15 protein-coding genes are annotated in these 17,743 nt (G+C 44.6%); 7 read left to right on the top strand and 8 right to left on the bottom strand.

Annotated features, from left to right (window positions below; genetic code table 11):
• Nucleotides 1-258: 258 nt before the first annotated feature.
• Complete coding sequence (locus ACRRSY_RS18500) at nucleotides 259-855, top strand: gamma-glutamylcyclotransferase family protein (RefSeq protein ID WP_432451773.1); 597 nt, start codon at nucleotides 259-261, stop codon at nucleotides 853-855.
• 46 nt (nucleotides 856-901) lie between these two features.
• On the opposite strand, the gene pykF is transcribed toward ACRRSY_RS18500, so the two are convergent.
• Nucleotides 902-2,314, bottom strand: a complete 1,413-nt coding sequence (gene pykF / locus ACRRSY_RS18495) for a pyruvate kinase PykF (protein WP_432451774.1) — start codon at nucleotides 2,312-2,314, stop codon at nucleotides 902-904.
• Between the two features lie 251 nt (nucleotides 2,315-2,565).
• A complete protein-coding gene (arcA, locus tag ACRRSY_RS18490; RefSeq protein WP_432451775.1) occupies nucleotides 2,566-3,276 on the bottom strand; it encodes a two-component system response regulator ArcA in 711 nt (236 codons plus the stop codon).
• A gap of 763 nt (nucleotides 3,277-4,039) precedes the next feature.
• Between arcA and ACRRSY_RS18485 the strand changes: the two genes are divergently transcribed.
• Nucleotides 4,040-4,537 (top strand): putative 4-hydroxy-4-methyl-2-oxoglutarate aldolase, encoded by a 498-nt coding sequence (locus tag ACRRSY_RS18485; RefSeq protein ID WP_432451777.1) that lies wholly within the window; start codon nucleotides 4,040-4,042, stop codon nucleotides 4,535-4,537.
• Here the strand turns inward: ACRRSY_RS18485 and ACRRSY_RS18480 are convergent.
• Together ACRRSY_RS18480 and aceK are read right to left on the bottom strand one after the other, a co-directional pair.
• Complete coding sequence (locus tag ACRRSY_RS18480; RefSeq protein ID WP_432451778.1) at nucleotides 4,534-5,088, bottom strand: hypothetical protein; 555 nt, start codon at nucleotides 5,086-5,088, stop codon at nucleotides 4,534-4,536. The two genes, ACRRSY_RS18485 and ACRRSY_RS18480, sit on opposite strands and share 4 nt — an antisense overlap.
• A 122-nt stretch (nucleotides 5,089-5,210) precedes the next feature.
• The gene (gene aceK, locus ACRRSY_RS18475) at nucleotides 5,211-6,917 is read right to left on the bottom strand and encodes a bifunctional isocitrate dehydrogenase kinase/phosphatase (RefSeq protein ID WP_432463785.1); all 1,707 of its coding nucleotides are present in this window, start codon (nucleotides 6,915-6,917) and stop codon (nucleotides 5,211-5,213) included.
• 312 nt (nucleotides 6,918-7,229) lie between these two features.
• Here aceK and thrA point away from each other — a divergent pair, with 312 nt between their 5' ends.
• The 4 genes from thrA (at nucleotide 7,230) to tesB (ending at nucleotide 13,275) form a co-directional block, all read left to right on the top strand.
• Nucleotides 7,230-9,701 (top strand): bifunctional aspartate kinase/homoserine dehydrogenase I, encoded by a 2,472-nt coding sequence (gene thrA, locus ACRRSY_RS18470; protein WP_432463784.1) that lies wholly within the window; start codon nucleotides 7,230-7,232, stop codon nucleotides 9,699-9,701.
• 1 nt (nucleotide 9,702) lies between these two features.
• The gene (gene thrB / locus ACRRSY_RS18465) at nucleotides 9,703-10,668 is read left to right on the top strand and encodes a homoserine kinase (protein WP_432451781.1); all 966 of its coding nucleotides are present in this window, start codon (nucleotides 9,703-9,705) and stop codon (nucleotides 10,666-10,668) included.
• A complete protein-coding gene (thrC, locus tag ACRRSY_RS18460; RefSeq protein WP_432451782.1) occupies nucleotides 10,665-11,942 on the top strand; it encodes a threonine synthase in 1,278 nt (425 codons plus the stop codon). Before thrB ends, thrC begins: the two co-directional genes overlap by 4 nt.
• Before the next feature lie 472 nt (nucleotides 11,943-12,414).
• Nucleotides 12,415-13,275 (top strand): acyl-CoA thioesterase II, encoded by an 861-nt coding sequence (tesB, locus tag ACRRSY_RS18455; RefSeq protein ID WP_432451783.1) that lies wholly within the window; start codon nucleotides 12,415-12,417, stop codon nucleotides 13,273-13,275.
• A gap of 70 nt (nucleotides 13,276-13,345) precedes the next feature.
• Here tesB and grcA read toward each other — a convergent pair whose 3' ends face one another.
• Entirely contained in the window at nucleotides 13,346-13,726 is a 381-nt protein-coding gene (gene grcA / locus ACRRSY_RS18450; protein ID WP_432460100.1) for an autonomous glycyl radical cofactor GrcA, read from the bottom strand.
• A 414-nt stretch (nucleotides 13,727-14,140) separates the two neighbouring features.
• Between grcA and ACRRSY_RS18445 the strand changes: the two genes are divergently transcribed.
• Nucleotides 14,141-14,713: a hemerythrin domain-containing protein gene (locus ACRRSY_RS18445; RefSeq protein ID WP_432460098.1), complete on the top strand. Its 573-nt coding sequence runs from the start codon at nucleotides 14,141-14,143 to the stop codon at nucleotides 14,711-14,713.
• A 45-nt stretch (nucleotides 14,714-14,758) separates the two neighbouring features.
• Here the strand turns inward: ACRRSY_RS18445 and ACRRSY_RS18440 are convergent, their stop codons facing one another.
• The 3 genes from ACRRSY_RS18440 to rbsB all read right to left on the bottom strand — a co-directional run bounded on the left by ACRRSY_RS18440 (nucleotide 14,759) and on the right by rbsB (nucleotide 17,711).
• Nucleotides 14,759-15,766: a substrate-binding domain-containing protein gene (locus tag ACRRSY_RS18440; RefSeq protein WP_432460097.1), complete on the bottom strand. Its 1,008-nt coding sequence runs from the start codon at nucleotides 15,764-15,766 to the stop codon at nucleotides 14,759-14,761.
• Between the two features lie 31 nt (nucleotides 15,767-15,797).
• Nucleotides 15,798-16,736 (bottom strand): ribokinase, encoded by a 939-nt coding sequence (gene rbsK, locus ACRRSY_RS18435; protein WP_432460096.1) that lies wholly within the window; start codon nucleotides 16,734-16,736, stop codon nucleotides 15,798-15,800.
• Nucleotides 16,737-16,835: 99 nt separating this feature from the next.
• Nucleotides 16,836-17,711, bottom strand: coding sequence for a ribose ABC transporter substrate-binding protein RbsB (rbsB, locus tag ACRRSY_RS18430; RefSeq protein WP_432463783.1), 876 nt, complete (start codon nucleotides 17,709-17,711; stop codon nucleotides 16,836-16,838).
• Between the last annotated feature and the right edge of the window lie 32 nt (nucleotides 17,712-17,743).

The raw sequence follows: 17,743 nt of genomic DNA, 5'->3' as shown, positions 1-17,743 counted from the left end.
CTGATTATTAGCTAGCGGCAGAAATAAGTTCGTCGCTAGGATGTGAAGCGACAAACCTTGTAAGGTTTATTGATTAGATCGTGAATATTACAAAAGGCCCTGATTTAGTCGGATGACCGATAAGATAAAGCTGTGCTGTCATTATTTCATTGGTCATTGTTTATTTGTTACAAGGGCTTAGAATGAAGGTCTTTAGCTGGGTTGCTGTGCCGCCGTTGATTAATGTATTTATTGAGTGGCTTTACTGAGGAAGGTGCAATGATTTACATATTTGGCTACGGTAGTTTAATTGACGCCGATTGTCGGCAACGAACTTTTCCAGGGGAACAGGCTTATGCCGCCCGTTTACATGGTTATCAGCGCTATTGGAGCGGTTTGAAAGGCGGTAATGATCGTTCTGCAGTGGTGATTAGTCCTGAGCCGCAAGCAACGGTGAATGGGGTATTGATCCCATTTGATGAAAAGTTTTTGCCCGAATTAGATGAGCGAGAACGAGATTATGAGCGAGTTTGCTTAAACTTACAGCAGTTGGAGCTATTACATCCCTTACCGCAGGCTGCTGTGAAAATTTATACTTATGTGGCTCATGAATATTGGCACCCTCAAGCGAATAGCCCTATTTTACAATCTTATCTCGATGTTTGTTTACGTGGTTGCTTGGAAGTCAGTGAGCAATATGCTCGGGAATTTTTGCTCTCTACAAATTACTGGGTGAGTCATTGGTTGGATGACCGGCATCAACCTATTTATCCTCGAGCCATGAATATCGATGCTTTAGCCTTGGAACAAATTGATTCTATTTTGCTGGACATGGAGCACTTAAGTGGGTTTCATCCTTTGGATCAGAACTCATAAAAAAAGGCGCCTGAGGCGCCTTTTTGGATAGCAATCAAGCGAGTGATTATAATACGTGAACAGAAGACGTATTGGTGGTGCCTGATGGTACGAGTGCACCTGAAACCATAACCACGATGTCGCCTTTATTGGCTAACCCTGATTCAATCGCAAGTTCTTTACCAAGCATGTAGAACGCATCAGTATTATCGATGCTTTCTACAACGTGAGGAATCACACCTTTAGATAAACAAAGCTGAGCAGCAGTTTTTGCGTTAGTGGTAATCGCTAAAATATTTGCTTGTGGGAAGTATTTACGAACTGACTTCGCTGACTTACCACCTTCAGTAGCAACCACGATAAGTGGTGCCGCTAATTTTTCAGAAGCTTCTACTGCACCCTTACATACCGCTTCAGTGATACGCAATTTACCGCTATCACGTGCAGGATCTAGGTTAGAAGGCATCACGGCATCGGTACGTTCACAGATAGTAGCCATGATAGTGACTGCTTCTACAGGGTACTTACCTTTAGCTGACTCACCCGATAGCATAACCGCATCGGTACCGTCTAAGATTGCGTTGGCTACGTCGCCAGCTTCTGCGCGGGTTGGACGTGGGTTTTTAATCATTGAGTCAAGCATTTGAGTGGCTGTAATCACTAGCTTACGAGCACGATTACATTTCTCAATCATCATTTTCTGAGCGAAGATAACTTCTTCTACAGGAATTTCTACGCCTAGGTCACCACGAGCAACCATGATACCGTCAGATACTTCTAAGATTTCATCGAAGTTATCAACACCTTCTTGGTTTTCGATCTTAGAAATAATTTGAATGGTTTCGCCGCCATTTTCTTTAAGCAGTTGGCGAATTTCTAGAACGTCTTCTTTCTTGCGGATGAACGATGCAGCGATGAAATCAACACCTTGCTCACAACCAAAGATTAAGTCGCCTTTATCTTTTGCTGATAGAGCTGGTAGTTGTACGATTACACCAGGTAAGTTAACACCTTTGTTCTCGCCCAAATCACCGTTGTTAAGAACAGTACACTTCACTTCGTCATCAGAAACGGCAATAACTTCCATTTCGATAAGACCATCGTCAACTAAGATAATGTTGCCAACTTTTAAGTCTGCAGCAAGACCTGGGTAGGTAACGGCTACGCGAGTTTTATCACCAATAATAGTTTGGTCGGTCGTGAACGTGAATTCTTGACCGGCGACTAAGCTTACGTCGTTGCCGCCAGCTAGTTTAATCGTTCTGATTTCAGGGCCTTTGGTATCTAATAAAACAGCGGCAGATTTGCCGGTGTTCTTGATAACTTCACGTAGATTGTTGATTCGAGTACCGTGCTCGGCAAAATCGCCGTGAGAGAAGTTAAGGCGCATAACGTTCATGCCAGACTCAACTAATTGAGTTAGCATTTCTACTGACTCAGTTTTTGGGCCAATGGTACAAACTATTTTTGTTTTCTTCATTGAAGTGACTCTCCGTTAAGGATGCTGTTAAAAAATTCTGCGCATATTATACAAGATTGATAACAAAAGAATATGTAGAAAAATAACTACAAATCAGAACATCGATCAAAACATTGACGATTTTTTACCTCAGCAACATGATTGTGAGTTGTCTGAGTTTCGTCACCTTTATTCATGTTGCTCGTTATTTGAGCGCCTCACAAGTATAAAAAAACCTCGCGAAACTGCGAGGTTTTTTGTAAGTGAGCTGCTTATTCAATTTCACCACAGAAACGATAACCTTCACCATGAATGGTTGCAATAATTTCTGGTGTTTCTGGTATTGATTCGAAATGCTTGCGGATCCGACGAATGGTTACGTCAACCGTCCGGTCATGCGGCTTCAATTCCCGCCCTGTCATCTTCTTCAATAAATCTGCACGGGTTTGAATCTGTCCAGGGTTTTCTACAAAGTGCAACATTGCACGAAATTCGCTACGCGGCAGTTTGTAGGTTTCTTGGTTAGGACTTACTAACGATCGGCTATTAATATCTAAGGTCCAGCCGTTAAAGCGATACTCTTCTACAGAGCCCTTGTCTTCATTAGCCGATTGTCCATTGATGGTACGATTTAGTAGGTTGCGCGCACGAATGGTTAATTCGCGAGGGTTGAAAGGCTTGGTGATGTAGTCGTCGGCCCCAATTTCCAAACCTAAAATCTTATCAACTTCATTGTCGCGACCAGTTAAAAACATTAACGCGATTTGTTCACGATCTCGAAGTTCACGGGCAAGCAATAAACCGTTTTTACCTGGAAGATTAATGTCCATGATAATTAAGTGAACTGAATGAGCTTCAAGTACGCTGTTCATTTCATTGCCGTCAATCGCTTCAAACACGTTGTAACCTTCGGCTTCAAAAGTGCTTTTTAGCGTATTACGAGTGACCAGTTCGTCCTCGACAATTAGAATATTTGGTGTCATGGTCTTCCCCAATGCTATATAGAAAAAAGTTGGCTTGCGAACTGTTCGGTGTTTTATAGAAGATGAAGTAAACACTAGCTACAATGCCATGTTGAGTTTGTGTTAAAACTTCTCATATGGCAAAAAAAATAAACAAATAGTGTGCTCAAAACGAGACGTAAGTCAGCGTAAGAGATCTTCTGTATGCATGATTCGTTACAAGCAGTGAACATATTCTATGGGCTTAACAGTGATATAACAACTTGAGTCTGAAAAAAGCTTACGTTTTTTGAAGCGGATTTGATTCAAATCAATCGGAAATGGTCATAATGGCAATTTATACGCGTCATTACTGAAAATAAACTACATGTTTAATTTGTATAAAAACACTATATTTTTGGCAGATACAGCCCTTAAATATCATGGGCTTGCTGTTATTACCGCGAACAATCCTAAAGGGTTACCCGATCTCAGCAGTTTAATCGCTGGTTAGATTGTCATTTACTTACATATTTGCGTGTCCATAAAATGCCTTGTTCTTGGGTCTTTGCAGGCGCTATTGATCTTAATCATTACGAATTTAGCGCGGTTGTTGAATGTTCGTTAATTGATGCGCAATATGTAGCAAAGGTTTTCAAACAAAGAGCTTTTTACTGGCTTGATGGTGATTGTTATCTCTATGATAGTAATGATATAAGCCGAGCATACTCATGTCTCGGCAATACCGCGAGTCGTTGGTTTGATAATCCACAGGGATATCAACAAATGATAAAGGAGTATCAGAATGCAAGATTTATTGCCGGAATTATGTGATCTCTATCCGCAACAGGTTCAGCTGTTAACCCCTATTTTTCGGTCTTATGGATTGAAAACTTGCTTTTTCGGTGAAGTGGTGACGGTTCGATGTTGGCGAGACAACAGTCGAGTCAAAGAGTTATTAGCCACTGCGGGCCGAGGGCGAGTATTAGTGGTGGATGGTGGTGCCGATATTCAACATGCATTGATGGGCGACTTGATCGCGGATTCGGCTTATCTTCAAGGATGGTCTGGGGTGGTCATCCACGGTGCGATTAGAGACGTATCGACGATTAATACGATTGACTTGGGAGTAAGGGCATTAGCTGCTTGCCCGATGAAAACCGAGCGAAAAGGTGTCGGGGATGTTAATTGCGAGCTGAATTTTGCTGGTGTAAAAATTCTACCGGGGATGTATTTGTATGCGGATGAGAATGGGATCTTGCTGAGCGAACAGGCCTTAAATCTGCCGGAAGGCTTCGCTTAAAAGCGATAACCTAAACCAAATTGAAGCTGTTGCTGGGTTTGCTTATCTTGTGCTTCAATTTGATAGACAGCTTTTACATCAATGTTATTGAGTAGGTGTAATGTACTCGATACCTCGAGGCTTTGTTCGGTGGTGTCATCATCAGGTTGGTGAATTTGTACCAATTTACTTTGAAGTGATAGGTGCCGTAGCGGCTGGTAATTTAAGCCTGTCGAAAGATTAAAGCCTCTACGTGTCGCAATATCGTCGTATTGATTGTTCACCCCTGCTTCGACAAAGAGTGAGAATTCGTTACGCAGTTGATGCTGGTAACCGCCGTTAAAAAACCATGATTGAGTTTGATCCCGGGGCCCTGTGTAAATAAATTGTTTGTTGTTATAGCCTGTTACATACCAGTTTTTAATTTGACTGCGGGTTGATAGTTGTAGATGTTGGCCATCACCGTAGCTAATACTTAATTGGTTATCAATATTTGGGATTGCAGCGAACGCTGAACGACCCGTGATCATCAAAAGAGCAGCAAAATAATACTTAAAACTAAACTTAGTCACTGCTGCCCCTTATTATTATTTTTCCCAATAACTATTATGGTCGATCTCATACAGAAGATCACGGTCGATCACAAAAAATATTTACGCGATGGCGGAACGAGTCACGGCTTGAAAGTTGGTAGCTAACGGTTGATAAATCGGCAATGCCTACGGTAAGGAAAGACATCTTCAAATTGACCATTTTCTATGTTGCGTTGCAAACTTTGCCAATAGCTGGCCTGAAACAGTTCCGCATGCAATTCTCTAAATGCTTGTTTTACGGCTGGTTTCCCTAGCAAGAACGTTGCAAATTCTTCTGGGAAAATATCATAGGGACCAACAGAATAGCTAGGATGTACGGCCCATTGGTCTTCAGGATAGGGGGATTGTGGAAATTCTCTGAAATTACACTCCGTCATATAGGATATTTCATCGTAATCATAAAATACGACTCGCCCATGCCGAGTGACCCCAAAGTTCTTAAATAACATATCTCCAGGAAAGATATTGGCTGCGGCTAGTTGTTTGATGGCGTTGCCATATTCATCGATCACTTGCCGAGTTTGCGTTTCGTCGGCTTGCTCTAGGTAGATGTTTAGCGGGATCATTTTGCGTTCGGTATAGAGGTGTTTAATGGTGAGTACGTCATTTTCTATTTTGAGCGCAGACGGCGCGACGAGTTCCAGTTCTGCAAGTAACTCAGGGCTAAAGCGGGCTAAAGGGAATTCAAAATTAGTAAATTCTTGAGTATCGGCCATTCGGCCGACACGATCGTGTTGTTTGACCAAGCGGTATTTCTCTTTGACGACCGCCCGACTGACCTCTTTGGGGGGAGTGAAGCGATCTTTTATCACTTTAAATACAACGTCATAAGAGGGCAAGGTAAATACGCTCATTACCATACCTTTAATTCCGGGGGCGAGTTCAAATTGGTCTTTGGAGTTGTGTAAGTGGTTTAAGTAGTGACGATAAAATTCGGTTTTAGCATGTTTTTGACAGCCGATTGCGGTAAACAGCTCATAATCGGTTTTATTGGGGAGTAGCTGCTTTAAAAAGTTTACAATTCGTCTTGGTGCAGGGGCGTCGACCATAAAATAGGCGCGGGCAAAGCCAAAGATAATACTCACCTGATCACTATCGATTAACACGGTGTCTATCGCAACCTGGGCTTGCTGGTTGAGTAATGGAAATACGATGGGGAAAGACAGCGCTTCGCTTTGATAGTGGCCTATCAAATAGGCGGCTTTGTTCCGATAAAACACTGGCTGCAGCATGGTGATGCGGTGTAATGGTTGCTGCTTGAGCTGAGGCTGCTGCTGGAGTCGCTGTTGGATAAAATTGATATCGCGTGATAAGTCTTCGTATGGAATGGCGAAGTCATAGTCTTTAAATAAGTCGACCAGTAGCTGTTGCAGCTCGGTATGTTGGTAACGATGGGTGAGTAATTGATAGTCAAAGCGTTTGCTGCTACGACTTGGTCGAATAAATAGTTGGTCTTCTTCGATGTAGCGATGATGAAATAGTCTTTGATACACCGAATTAAAGAAAGATTCAGCGACTTCAAAATTTTCATGTTGGCTAATTAACTGGGAATACCGATATTTTACTGCGGCGCAAAATTGAGCGCTACGTTGTAGATGGCCAGTTAGTTGTTTGATGGCTGCCCTCGCTTCGGTGACATGATGATCATATAGCCGGATCCGTTCTCTAGATGCGAGTTGTACAGACATCCAGTCAGCGGTTTCGAAGCGTTGTTTCGCACCGCGGGTGACTTCTAAGAAACATTGGTAGAAGCTGTTGAAGCGTTGCAGCATCGTTTCTGCTGCGATGTGTTCCATCGAGTTTTTCATCGGCGTTTTCTTATTGTTGTTTTTTTATCCACTATGGCAGGATTTAAACGGGCGTTCAAATTTTTATCTCGGAAATGATTGTTGACTTGGATGAGTTTTGAGCTAAATAAAACTTGACTCTTTAGCCCAGCTGGTTATGGTATGAACATAATTGGAATTTAAATTTTTATTCAGATGTCAGTATATTTTGCTTACACAACCACCGGTATTATTACCCGCACCACCACATGCGGGACGGGCTTGTTGTAGCGATAAACTACATTGAAGAAAGCCCGTATCAATCACGATACGGGTTTTTTTTTGGGAGGAACAATGCGAGTTTTAAAATTTGGTGGATCATCTTTAGCCGACGCTGAGCGCTTTAATCGCGCAGCCGATATAGTATTAAGTAACCAACATCAGTCACAATTGGCAGTGGTACTCTCTGCTCCAGCGGGAGTCACCAACGATTTAGTTGCAGTGGTGGATATGGTTAGTCACGGCAACGATGGAGAGGGTTTATTAAATCGTATTGAAACCACCTTCCAGCAATTGCTCGGTGAATTAAAGAATAAATATGCAGGTTTTGCCATTGAGCAAATGCAGTTGATGATTCACCAAGAGTTGGGTGAATTACGCCAGTTACTGAAAGGGGTCGCCTTACTGCAACAATGCCCAGATAATATTCGCGCTAAGGTATTGTCTACAGGCGAAAAACTGAGCATTCACACCATGAGTTATCTGCTAGCAGTGCGTGGCCATAGTGCAGAAATCATTGTTCCTCAGCAAAAGTTGCTGGCCAGCTCGGGGGGCTACTTGGAGGCGGTGGTCGACATTCAGGCCAGTAAGCAGCGCTTGAATCAGAGCATGCTTCAGCAAGAGCTAATTTATTTGATGCCTGGGTTCACGGCGGGTAACGCGCAGGGTGAAACCGTGGTGCTTGGCCGTAATGGTTCCGATTATAGCGCCGCGGTATTAGCGGCCTGTTTAGATGCAGAATGCTGTGAAATTTGGACCGATGTCGACGGCGTATATAATTGCGACCCTCGCTTGGTTGAAGATGCCCGTTTGTTACGTAGTTTAAGCTATCCAGAAGCCATGGAGTTAAGCTATTTTGGCGCTAAGGTACTGCATCCCAAAACCATTGCCCCGATTGCTCAGTACCATATCCCTTGCCTAATTAAGAATACCTTTAATCCTCAGGGGGAAGGAACATTAATTGGCGCACAAAGCCAAGGGCAAGATGATTTACCCGTGAAAGCTTTATCTAGCCTTGCCGAACTGACTATGTTGACGGTTTCAGGTCCTGGCATGAAAGGTATGGTGGGCATGGCTGGCCGTATTTTTGAAAGCATTTCTCGTAGTCATGTTTCAGTGGCGCTGATTACTCAATCGAGCTGCGAGTATAGCATTAGCTTTTGTATTCATAGTGTTGATGCGGTCCGCGCCTTAGCGGCTTTAAATGAAGAGTTTGAGCTGGAATTAGCCAATCAATTGCTGGAGCCGATTGAGACCATCGACCAATTAGCGATTATTTCGCTGGTGGGGGATGGCATGCGCCGTAGTAAAGGGGTTGCGGCACGCTTCTTTACTTCGTTAGCGGAAGTTGGGATTAATATTGTGGCGATTGCGCAAGGTTCTTCCGAACGCTCTATCTCGGCGGTGGTTTCCCAAGATAAAGTGGCGGAGGCGATCCGAGCTTGTCATCAAAATTTCTTTGAGAGCATGCATTACATCGATTTATTTTTAATTGGCGTGGGTGGCGTGGGTGGCGCGTTGTTAGAGCAAATTCATGCTCAGCAGGCGCATCTAAAAGATCAACAAATCGCGATCCGCGTTTGTGGCTTGGCTAATAGCCGCAAACTATTACTCGATCCTAAAGGCCTCGCGCTAGACGATTGGCAGCAGCAACTGGCCAATTGCAGCGAGAATGGTGGGTTTACGCTGGCCAATGTGAATGAATTAGTGGGACAAAGTCATTTAATTAATCCGGTGATCGTTGACTGTACCAGTAATGATGATGTTGCTGGCAAGTATGCTGAATTTTTGGCCAATGGTTTCCATGTGGTGACCGCGAACAAGAAAGCCAATACTTCAAGTCTCGAGTATTATCAGCAACTGCGTAAAACTGCGTTGTCGATGCGTCGTAAGTTTTTATACGATACCAACGTGGGTGCTGGTTTACCGGTGATTGAGAATTTGCAGAACCTGCTCAAGGCGGGGGATAAGTTAGAGCGTTTTAACGGGATCCTTTCTGGCTCACTCTCTTTCATCTTTGGTAAGTTAGATGAAGGGATGAGTTTTTCTGAAGCGACTTCCATCGCCCGAGCAAACGGCTTTACCGAGCCTGATCCGCGAGATGACTTATCGGGCATGGATGTCGCCCGTAAGTTGCTGATTTTGGCACGCGAAGCGGGTATGCCACTAAACCTTGATGATATCCAAATCGAGCAGGCGCTGCCACCTAACTTCGATGCCAGTGGTGATACCGAAGCCTTTATGGCGCGCCTCCCCGAGGCTGACAGGTATTTCGCCAAGTTACAACAGGATGCGGCAGCTGAGGGGAAGGTATTGCGTTATTTAGGTAGTATCGATCAAGGCGTTTGTAAAGTTTCGCTGGCGGCGGTTGCTGCCGACGATCCGCTTAACCGAGTAAAAGATGGCGAAAATGCGCTGGCTTTTTATAGCCGTTACTATCAGCCTATTCCTTTGGTCTTGCGTGGCTACGGTGCGGGCACGGCGGTAACGGCTGCTGGGGTATTCGCCGATGTGCTTCGAACACTCAACTGGAAGCAGGAGGTGTAACATGAGTATTGTGGTTTACGCACCCGCTTCAACGGCTAATGTGAGTGTTGGTTTTGATTCTCTAGGCGCGGCCCTATCACCGATAGATGGACAATTATTGGGCGACCGAGTACAAATTGAGGCGGCCGATGGCGCTGATGTGTTGATCGAGAATGTAGGGCCTTACGCGCATAAGCTACCCGCTGACCCGAAACAAAATATTCTCTATGACTGCTACCATTATTTTGCTCAGCAGTTGTTAGCGCATCATGGGCAAGTGCTGGGGTGCGTTAAAATGACCTTGGAAAAGAACTTGCCTATCGGCAGTGGTTTAGGCTCGAGCGCTTGTTCGGTGGTCGCAGCCTTAGAAGGCTTGAATGCCTATTTAGACTTCCCATTCGATAAAGAACAAATGCTACTGATGATGGGGGAGCTCGAAGGGCAAATTAGTGGCAGTGTGCATTATGATAATGTGGCACCATGCTATCTCGGTGGGATGCAATTGATGCTGCAACAAGCTGGAGCAACCAGCCAAGCGATACCACATTTTGAGGATTGGTATTGGATTGTCGCCTATCCAGGCATTAATATTTCCACTGCCCAAGCTCGGGCGATTCTACCCGCCCAGTATCGTCGCCAAGATACCTTGGAATACGGGCGAAATCTTGCAGGGTTTGTTCATGCCAGTTACAGCAAACAGCCTGAACTTGCTGCGTCTTTGCTAAAAGACAAAGTGATTGCTGAACCTTATCGGGCTGAATTGATCCCTGGTTTTACTGACGTTCGCAGCTATGCAGCACAAAGTGGTGCATTGGCGAGTGGTATTTCTGGGTCAGGTCCGACGGTATTTGTGGTCACGCCAGTGCTGGAACAGGCGCAGCGTCTAAAAGACTGGTTAGAGCAACATTTTATTCAAAATCAAGATGGATTTTGCCATATCTGTAAAATTGATGAACAAGGCACTCGAGTAACAGGAACATCGCTATGAATTTATACAACTTAAAATGTAACGACGAGCAGGTTAGTTTTACCCAAGCGGTAAAACAAGGTTTAGGTAAACAACAAGGGTTATTTTTCCCTGAAGCGATTCCTCACTTTGATGATATCGATAGTTTGCTTGAACTCGATTTTCATCCTCGTTGTGCCAAGCTATTGGCTGCGTTACTCGATAACGAATTGTCTGAACAAAGCCTATTGGAAATGGTCACTAAAGCCTTTATTTTTCCAGCACCTTTGGCAAAAGTGACCGAGCAGATCAGTGCATTAGAGTTATTTCACGGACCGACTTTGGCCTTTAAAGACTTTGGTGGACGTTTTATGGCGCAGTGTTTGGCCAAGTTCTCCGAAGGTAAAAAAACCACCATTTTAACGGCAACTTCGGGGGATACAGGGGCGGCAGTGGCACACGCATTTTACGGTATGGAAAATATCAATGTGGTGGTGCTTTACCCCAAAGGAAAAATCAGCCCATTGCAAGAAAAGTTGTTCTGTACCCTTGGTGGCAATATTACTACGGTGGCGGTTGAGTCGGACTTTGACGCCTGCCAGGCGATGGTGAAACAGGCCTTTGATGATCAGTCTCTAAAAACTGCGATTGGTTTGAATTCGGCGAATTCGATCAACATTAGCCGGTTGGCTGCGCAAGTGTGTTACTACTTTGAAGCGGCTGCACAGTTAAGTAAAGCAGAGCGGCAACAGCTGGTGGTTTCAGTGCCTTCAGGTAACTTTGGTAACCTCACCGCAGGTTTAATCGCCAAAGCTATGGGCTTGCCGATTAAGCGTTTTATTGCCGCGACTAATGTGAATGATACGGTGCCTCGTTATCTTGCTTCTGGTCAATGGGAGCCTAAGCCGACTCAGGCTACGCTTTCCAATGCGATGGATGTGAGCCAGCCCAATAACTGGCCACGCGTTGAAGAGCTGTTTAAAACTCAAGGTTGGTCTTTAAGTGACCTAGCCAAGGGGGTGATGACCGATGAACAGACTGCGGAGGCACTTAAAGCTTTGGATGCGCAGGGCTATTTATGTGAGCCGCATGGCGCAATCGCTTATCAGCAATTGAGCGAACAGCTGATGGATGGCGAACAAGGTTTATTTCTGTGTACCGCTCACCCGGCTAAATTTAAGGAAAGTGTTGAAGAGATCTTGCAGCGCAAAATCGATATTCCTAAACCGCTTGCCGATCGTGCGGATCTAGATTTACTGTCGAAGCAGATGCCTGCAGATTTCGCACAATTAAGAGCTTTATTACTGAGCTTATAATTTAATTTTCGGCTTCGTTAAAAAAAGCAATGGGTGTGAAACCCATTGCTTTTTTTTGTGTTTGGGAGGCTGCTATGCAAGTGGTCGTTTTGGAATGCGTTTCGTTATTGAAACAGTAATAAAGCTGAGCAAAGCAAACGAAATCTTCATCAATTTACGCACATTTTTATTTATCTTACTTAAAGGGCTGGTTATCATTAATCACTTAAATCTCTAGTCTATATGGTTTTTCTCTTGGTTAAGAGTTTCAAGCGAGAATCAAAATTGACCAAGCTGAGGCTTTCAAGTTTACCGAGCGCACTGTCTACCGTTATTTTCAGGTCTGCTCACATCATCGACGCTCGTCCCAACAATCTGTCTCGGGATACTTTATTTACGTTTTTAACATTAACTGTTATTCGCTTTGGCTGAGTTGATCTTTGCAAACTTCTCGCGCATATTGCACCGATTGACCTCAAAAATTACGATTATTATGAGTAAAGTGTTAAAAGATCTGCTCGAACTTTTGAGCTTAGAGCGCATAGAAGAAGGACTATTTCGTGGCCAAAGCCAAGATTTAGGTTTTGGTGCAGTGTTTGGTGGGCAAGTGATGGGACAGGCATTGTCGGCAGCCAAAGAAACGGTAGCCGAAAATCGCCAGGTGCATTCATTTCACTCTTATTTTTTAAGGCCAGGCGATCCGAATCACCGGATTGTATATGATATTGAAAGCATTCGTGATGGACGCAGTGTGTCTACTCGCCGAATCAAAGCGATTCAATTTGGCAAGCCAATTTTTTACATGACGGCTTCTTTCCAAGAGGTGTCTGCTGGTTTTGAGCATCAGGATGCGATGCCAGAGGTTCCCGCTCCAGAAGATCTACTCTCTGAACAAGAGTATGCATTTCAGTTACGAGAGATGCTGCCCGATGCGGTGCGCGACAAATTTATTTGTGATAAACCTTTAGAAATGCGTCCGGTCGAGTTTGTTAACCCTTTATTACCAGAAAAACGAGCTGCAAAACGCTGTGTATGGTTTAAGGCGAATGGTCAAATGCCCGATGATAGTCGTATTCATCGTTATCTGCTGGCCTACGCTTCAGATTTTAACTTCTTACCGACCGCCTTGCAGCCCCATGGCCGCTCCTTTATTGAACCGGAAATACAAGCCGCAACGATTGATCATAGTATGTGGTTTCATCACGATTTTCGCTTAGATGATTGGTTGTTATATGTGGTTGATAGCCCGGTGGCGTCTCAGGGAAGGGGTTTAGTTCGAGGACAGTTTTATACCCGAGAGGGTAAGCTAGTGGCTTCTACCATTCAAGAAGGTTTGGTACGCGAGCGTCGTTAGAGCTAGGTTGGATCTCATGTAATAAAAAAGCATGCTAAAGCATGCTTTTTTTGTTTTTGCAGACTGCGTGTTATAGCGACTCAGTGAAAGTCCGAGTGATAACATCTTGTTGTTGTTCAGTGGTTAGCGAGTTGAAACGTACTGCATAACCAGAAACACGAATGGTTAACTGTGGATATTTTTCGGGGTGCTTCACGGCATCTTCTAACGTTTCGCGACGTAGTACATTCACGTTAAGGTGTTGACCACCTTCTTCCAGTGCCTGTGCTTTCATCGGTACTTCGCGATATTCGATCTGACCCAATGTATCGATGGCGACGACTTCATCTTCTGCAAAAAGTTCATCTTTAACACAAAGGCAGCGCGCTTGATTTTGTTCGTTATCTAACAGCCAAAAAGAACCAAGTAGGGCTTGATTGTTTGCTTTAGTGATTTGAATACCTGTGGTCATAACATACCTCATTAGCTTAAAAGTGTAATTTTATTACAGCATATAGCGATGCCTGAGCCATTACTTGAATCATTATCGCCACTTGCTGAAACTATACTACAATTGACCTTAATCAAAAAAGGGTTTTTTTTAATTTTTTTTACGGTGTTTGTTGACTCAGTGCAAGCCGTTAGCTTGGTAATTATGCTTGCAACCGAACATTCTTGACTAAATGCTGTACAAGGGGTGGGTGTTTGTTGAACAATAAGTCATATTGATTGTTCAACGCTCGTTTTGCGAAGCCTTGAACAGGGATTGTAAAATTTGTGAACTAGGCAAAGAGGCAATCGGTCTAATAGACGATCTAGCGCAATAATCTAAAAATAATAAGTACCTTATACTGAATCTAAGAGTGCGGTTAGCTAAGGAGCAGCAATGTTACAAAGTCTTCATCAAGACCATCAGAATATCGCCAAGTTGTTAAAAGTGTTGGAGCAGAAACTGGAGCATATTCGTAACGAAAAAGCAGTTAAATATAAATTAATTGCTCATATTATTAGTTATATGCAAGAGTACGCTGACCGTTGCCATCATCCTAAAGAAGATCTGATTTACGATTATTATACCAAGTATCGAGTTGTCGAAGATGACTTGTCTGGGCAACTAAAGCAGCAACATCTCGACTTACTGGAGATGACCGCTGAGCTCAGCGATATTATTGATATTATTTTATTGGACGCGGTGGTTCCTCTGGATCAATTTAGCGACAAATTAGAAGCATTTATTAAAGCCCAATGGGATCACTTGAATTATGAAGAAGAGGTGATCTTTCCGGCCTTAAAAAGACATTTAACGGAAGACGATTGGCGGGCGATAGAGCAAAGCTGGCAACATGGTAATTTCGAAGATCCTTTATTTGGTCATCGAGTGCAAGAGCAATATAAAGCTTTAGCTGAGCGGATTAAGCTCTCGGAACCGCATGAGGAAAGCCCAGGCGATTCGGTTTAGAATCGATTTGAATCAACCCGCTAAGAAGCGGGTTTTTAGCCTCAATTAGGCAGAATAAGTCAGAACGCTGTCACGGATCACTAAGCTTGGCTCTAACTGGATAATTTGGTTTGGTTGACCGGGATACTCTATTTTTCTTAGTAGGCTATCGACGGCCTGCTGCCCTAAGCGGTGTTTGGGTTGATGAATCGTGGTGAGTGAGGGAGTAATGTATTTGGCTAATTTAATGTCATCATAACCGATCAGCGAGAGTTGCTCAGGAACCTTAATACCGAGCTTGCTAGCGGTATTAATTACCCCCATGGCCATCATGTCATTGGATACGAATAACGCACTTGGCAGGGGAGCATTCGCATGAATGGCTCGAAATGCCTGCTCGCCGCCCTCGCATTCGAAGTTACCAGAGGCGACCCAAGCTGGATTTACTGGTAGCTTCGCCTGTTCCATCGCTCGCAAAAATCCTGCGTAGCGCTGTTGCGCAGTTTGTTTGTCGAGAGGCCCAGTAATGCAGCCAATTTGACGATGGCCCTGGCTAATTAGATGTTGGGTGGCTAATTGACCACCTTGCAGTGAATTATCTTGGATTTTGTCGCTGGGGAAGTTGACTGGACCCCAGTCCATCACCACCGTTGGGACTGGTTGATGGCGGCTAAATAAATCGAATTCGGGGTTTTCTAGTTCGCCGCACATGAGTAGTAGTCCGTCTACCCGTTTTTGTAGTAAGGCGTCCAGGTTTGATTTCATCCGCTCCTGGTCACCTTCGGTATTACACAAAATTAGATTGTAGCCGTGTTGGTAACAGCTGCGCTCCACGCCTTTAACCACTTCACCGAAAAAGGGGTTGGTAGATGTCGTGACCAACATGCCGAAGGTTTTGGTGTGTTGTACCTTTAAGCTACGAGCCAGAGCCGATGGTGCATAGTGCAATTGATCGACTGCGGTCATCACTCTAAGAATGATATCTTCGCTTACATAACGGGTTTTATTTAATACATGGCTTACCGTTGAAGTAGAGACTCCAGCATGCTTCGCTACATCTTTTATGGTCGCCATGGCGATTAAATTCTCCTGATTAATCAGACTATTAATTAACTATAGTCGCAGAATCTTGCTGTGCAATAAACTCAAAAACCTGTTGTCGATCAGGAATTGAAGGTTGGGCTCCAAATTTCGTGACCGAGAGTGCTGCAGCGGCATGTGCAAAACGTATTGCCGATTCTGCCGGCTGTTGTTCTAATAAAGCGGTGACCAAGGCGCCATTAAAAGTATCGCCCGCTGCCGTGGTATCTAGCGCCTTGACTTTATAGCCTGCAACTAGCCGGCCTTCACCTTGATGGCTGACCCATGCCCCCTGACTGCCCATCGTGATCAATACCCAAGGGATACCTTTAAGGTGTAAGACTTGCGCGGCTTGAGCGGCGCTGCTGGCGTTCACCACTTTGATCCCAGTGAGCGCTTCGGCCTCGGTCTCATTGGGGGTGATCATATCAATCAGAGCCAATAAGTCATCATCAAGTGCCCTTGCTGGGGCAGGGTTGAGTACGACTCGGGTTTGGTGCTGTTTTGCTAATTGAGCCGCAGCGGTCACCGTTTCGATAGGGCTTTCCAATTGCATCAATAAGGTATCGGCTTGCTCAATTAACGAGGTGTGAGCGGCTAAGCGTTGTGGCGTTAGCTGAGCATTTGCCTCGGCGGAGATGGCTATACTATTTTCGCCAGTTGCTGCAACTAAAATCATAGCAATGCCAGTAGGGCAGAGACTGATTTCCATTACCGCTTCGGTATTGATTCCGTCTTTGGCAAAATTGATACGGCTTTGCTGGCCAAAGGCGTCGTCTCCAATGCAGGCGATAAAGGCAATATCGGCCCCTAGGCGTGAGGCTGCGACGGCTTGGTTGGCGCCTTTACCGCCCGCAACCACTTGGTAGCCGCTACCTTGCAAGGTTTCACCTGGTTGAGGAAAACTATTCACCTGTAATACATGGTCAGCATTGACACTGCCTAATATAACCAATTTGCTCATTTGTTACCTCGATGATTGCTACTTATGGAACTGAGCTGGAAGCTTGTTCTGCTCAGTTCCGGTTGATTATTTAGCTGTAAGTAAAGTGCTTCTTTAGGCTTATTTTGTGACCACTTTTAAAGGGACTGGAATGTATTTCTCTACCGTTTCACCTTTTAACATTCTATCAGCAGTCTCAATCCCTAGGGCTCCAATTTTTTCAGGCTGTTGGGCAATCGTTGCTGCCATCAAACCGCGTTTTACTGCAGCAATACCGTCGTCGGTGCCATCAAAACCAACGATTAGTACTTTTTTGCCTGAGGCTTGTACCGCACGCAAAGCGCCTAACGCCATTTCATCGTTTTGCGCAAATACAGCCTTAACATCAGGATTTGCAGCAAGCATATTTTCCATCACGTTCAGCCCTTTGGTGCGATCAAAGTCAGCTGGTTGGCTACCGAGTAACTGCATTTTGCTGCTCTCGACCGCTTGCATAAAGCCTTGGCCACGCTCGCGTGCTGCGGAGGTTCCAGCGATCCCTTCTAGCTGAATTACTTTTGCAGTTGCGCCAGCCTGCTGCACTATAAATTCACCTGCCATTTTTCCGCCCGCGACATTGTCTGAAGCGATATGGCTGACCACATCGCCACGGCTAGCACCGCGATCGAGCGTCAATACTGGAATTTTGGCGTGATTGGCGATGCGGATTGCGTTTGAGACCGCATCGGAGTCAGTTGGGTTGATTAGAATTGCTTTTACACCACGTACTGTTAAGTCTTCCACGTTGGAAAGCTCGCGGCTTGGGTCATTCTGTGAATCTAAGACCAACAGATCGTAACCGAGTTGTTTAGCCTTTGCTTCAGCACCATCTTTCATCGATACAAAAAATGGATTATTTAGGGTTGATACCACCATCGCGAGAGTATCGGCGGCGGCGGTGGTGCTGATCGCAGTACCAAGTACAGCCATAGAAAGTAATGTCGAGAGCTTGTTCATAACGATGTTCCTTGTAGTTGAGGTTCTATCTA

It is taken from the genome of Agarivorans sp. QJM3NY_33 (assembly GCF_050870865.2).
In the GTDB taxonomy this organism is placed as follows: Bacteria; Pseudomonadota; Gammaproteobacteria; order Enterobacterales; family Celerinatantimonadaceae; genus Agarivorans.
The sequence above is the reverse complement of the archived record's forward strand: the minus strand, read 5'-3'. Positions and strand labels throughout refer to the sequence as shown.

Excerpts from the sequence above, each read along its gene's own strand:
- ACRRSY_RS18500 (WP_432451773.1), top strand. The coding sequence starts at position 259 with ATGATTTACATATTTGGCTACGGTAGTTTAATTGACGCCGATTGTCGG.
- pykF (WP_432451774.1), bottom strand. The coding sequence starts at position 2,314 with ATGAAGAAAACAAAAATAGTTTGTACCATTGGCCCAAAAACTGAGTCA.
- thrC (WP_432451782.1), top strand. The coding sequence starts at position 10,665 with ATGAATTTATACAACTTAAAATGTAACGACGAGCAGGTTAGTTTTACC.
- ACRRSY_RS18485 (WP_432451777.1), top strand. The coding sequence starts at position 4,040 with ATGCAAGATTTATTGCCGGAATTATGTGATCTCTATCCGCAACAGGTT.
- ACRRSY_RS18445 (WP_432460098.1), top strand. The coding sequence starts at position 14,141 with ATGTTACAAAGTCTTCATCAAGACCATCAGAATATCGCCAAGTTGTTA.
- ACRRSY_RS18440 (WP_432460097.1), bottom strand. The coding sequence starts at position 15,766 with ATGGCGACCATAAAAGATGTAGCGAAGCATGCTGGAGTCTCTACTTCA.
- grcA (WP_432460100.1), bottom strand. The coding sequence starts at position 13,726 with ATGACCACAGGTATTCAAATCACTAAAGCAAACAATCAAGCCCTACTT.
- thrA (WP_432463784.1), top strand. The coding sequence starts at position 7,230 with ATGCGAGTTTTAAAATTTGGTGGATCATCTTTAGCCGACGCTGAGCGC.
- thrB (WP_432451781.1), top strand. The coding sequence starts at position 9,703 with ATGAGTATTGTGGTTTACGCACCCGCTTCAACGGCTAATGTGAGTGTT.
- aceK (WP_432463785.1), bottom strand. The coding sequence starts at position 6,917 with ATGAAAAACTCGATGGAACACATCGCAGCAGAAACGATGCTGCAACGC.
- arcA (WP_432451775.1), bottom strand. The coding sequence starts at position 3,276 with ATGACACCAAATATTCTAATTGTCGAGGACGAACTGGTCACTCGTAAT.
- tesB (WP_432451783.1), top strand. The coding sequence starts at position 12,415 with ATGAGTAAAGTGTTAAAAGATCTGCTCGAACTTTTGAGCTTAGAGCGC.
- rbsK (WP_432460096.1), bottom strand. The coding sequence starts at position 16,736 with ATGAGCAAATTGGTTATATTAGGCAGTGTCAATGCTGACCATGTATTA.
- rbsB (WP_432463783.1), bottom strand. The coding sequence starts at position 17,711 with ATGAACAAGCTCTCGACATTACTTTCTATGGCTGTACTTGGTACTGCG.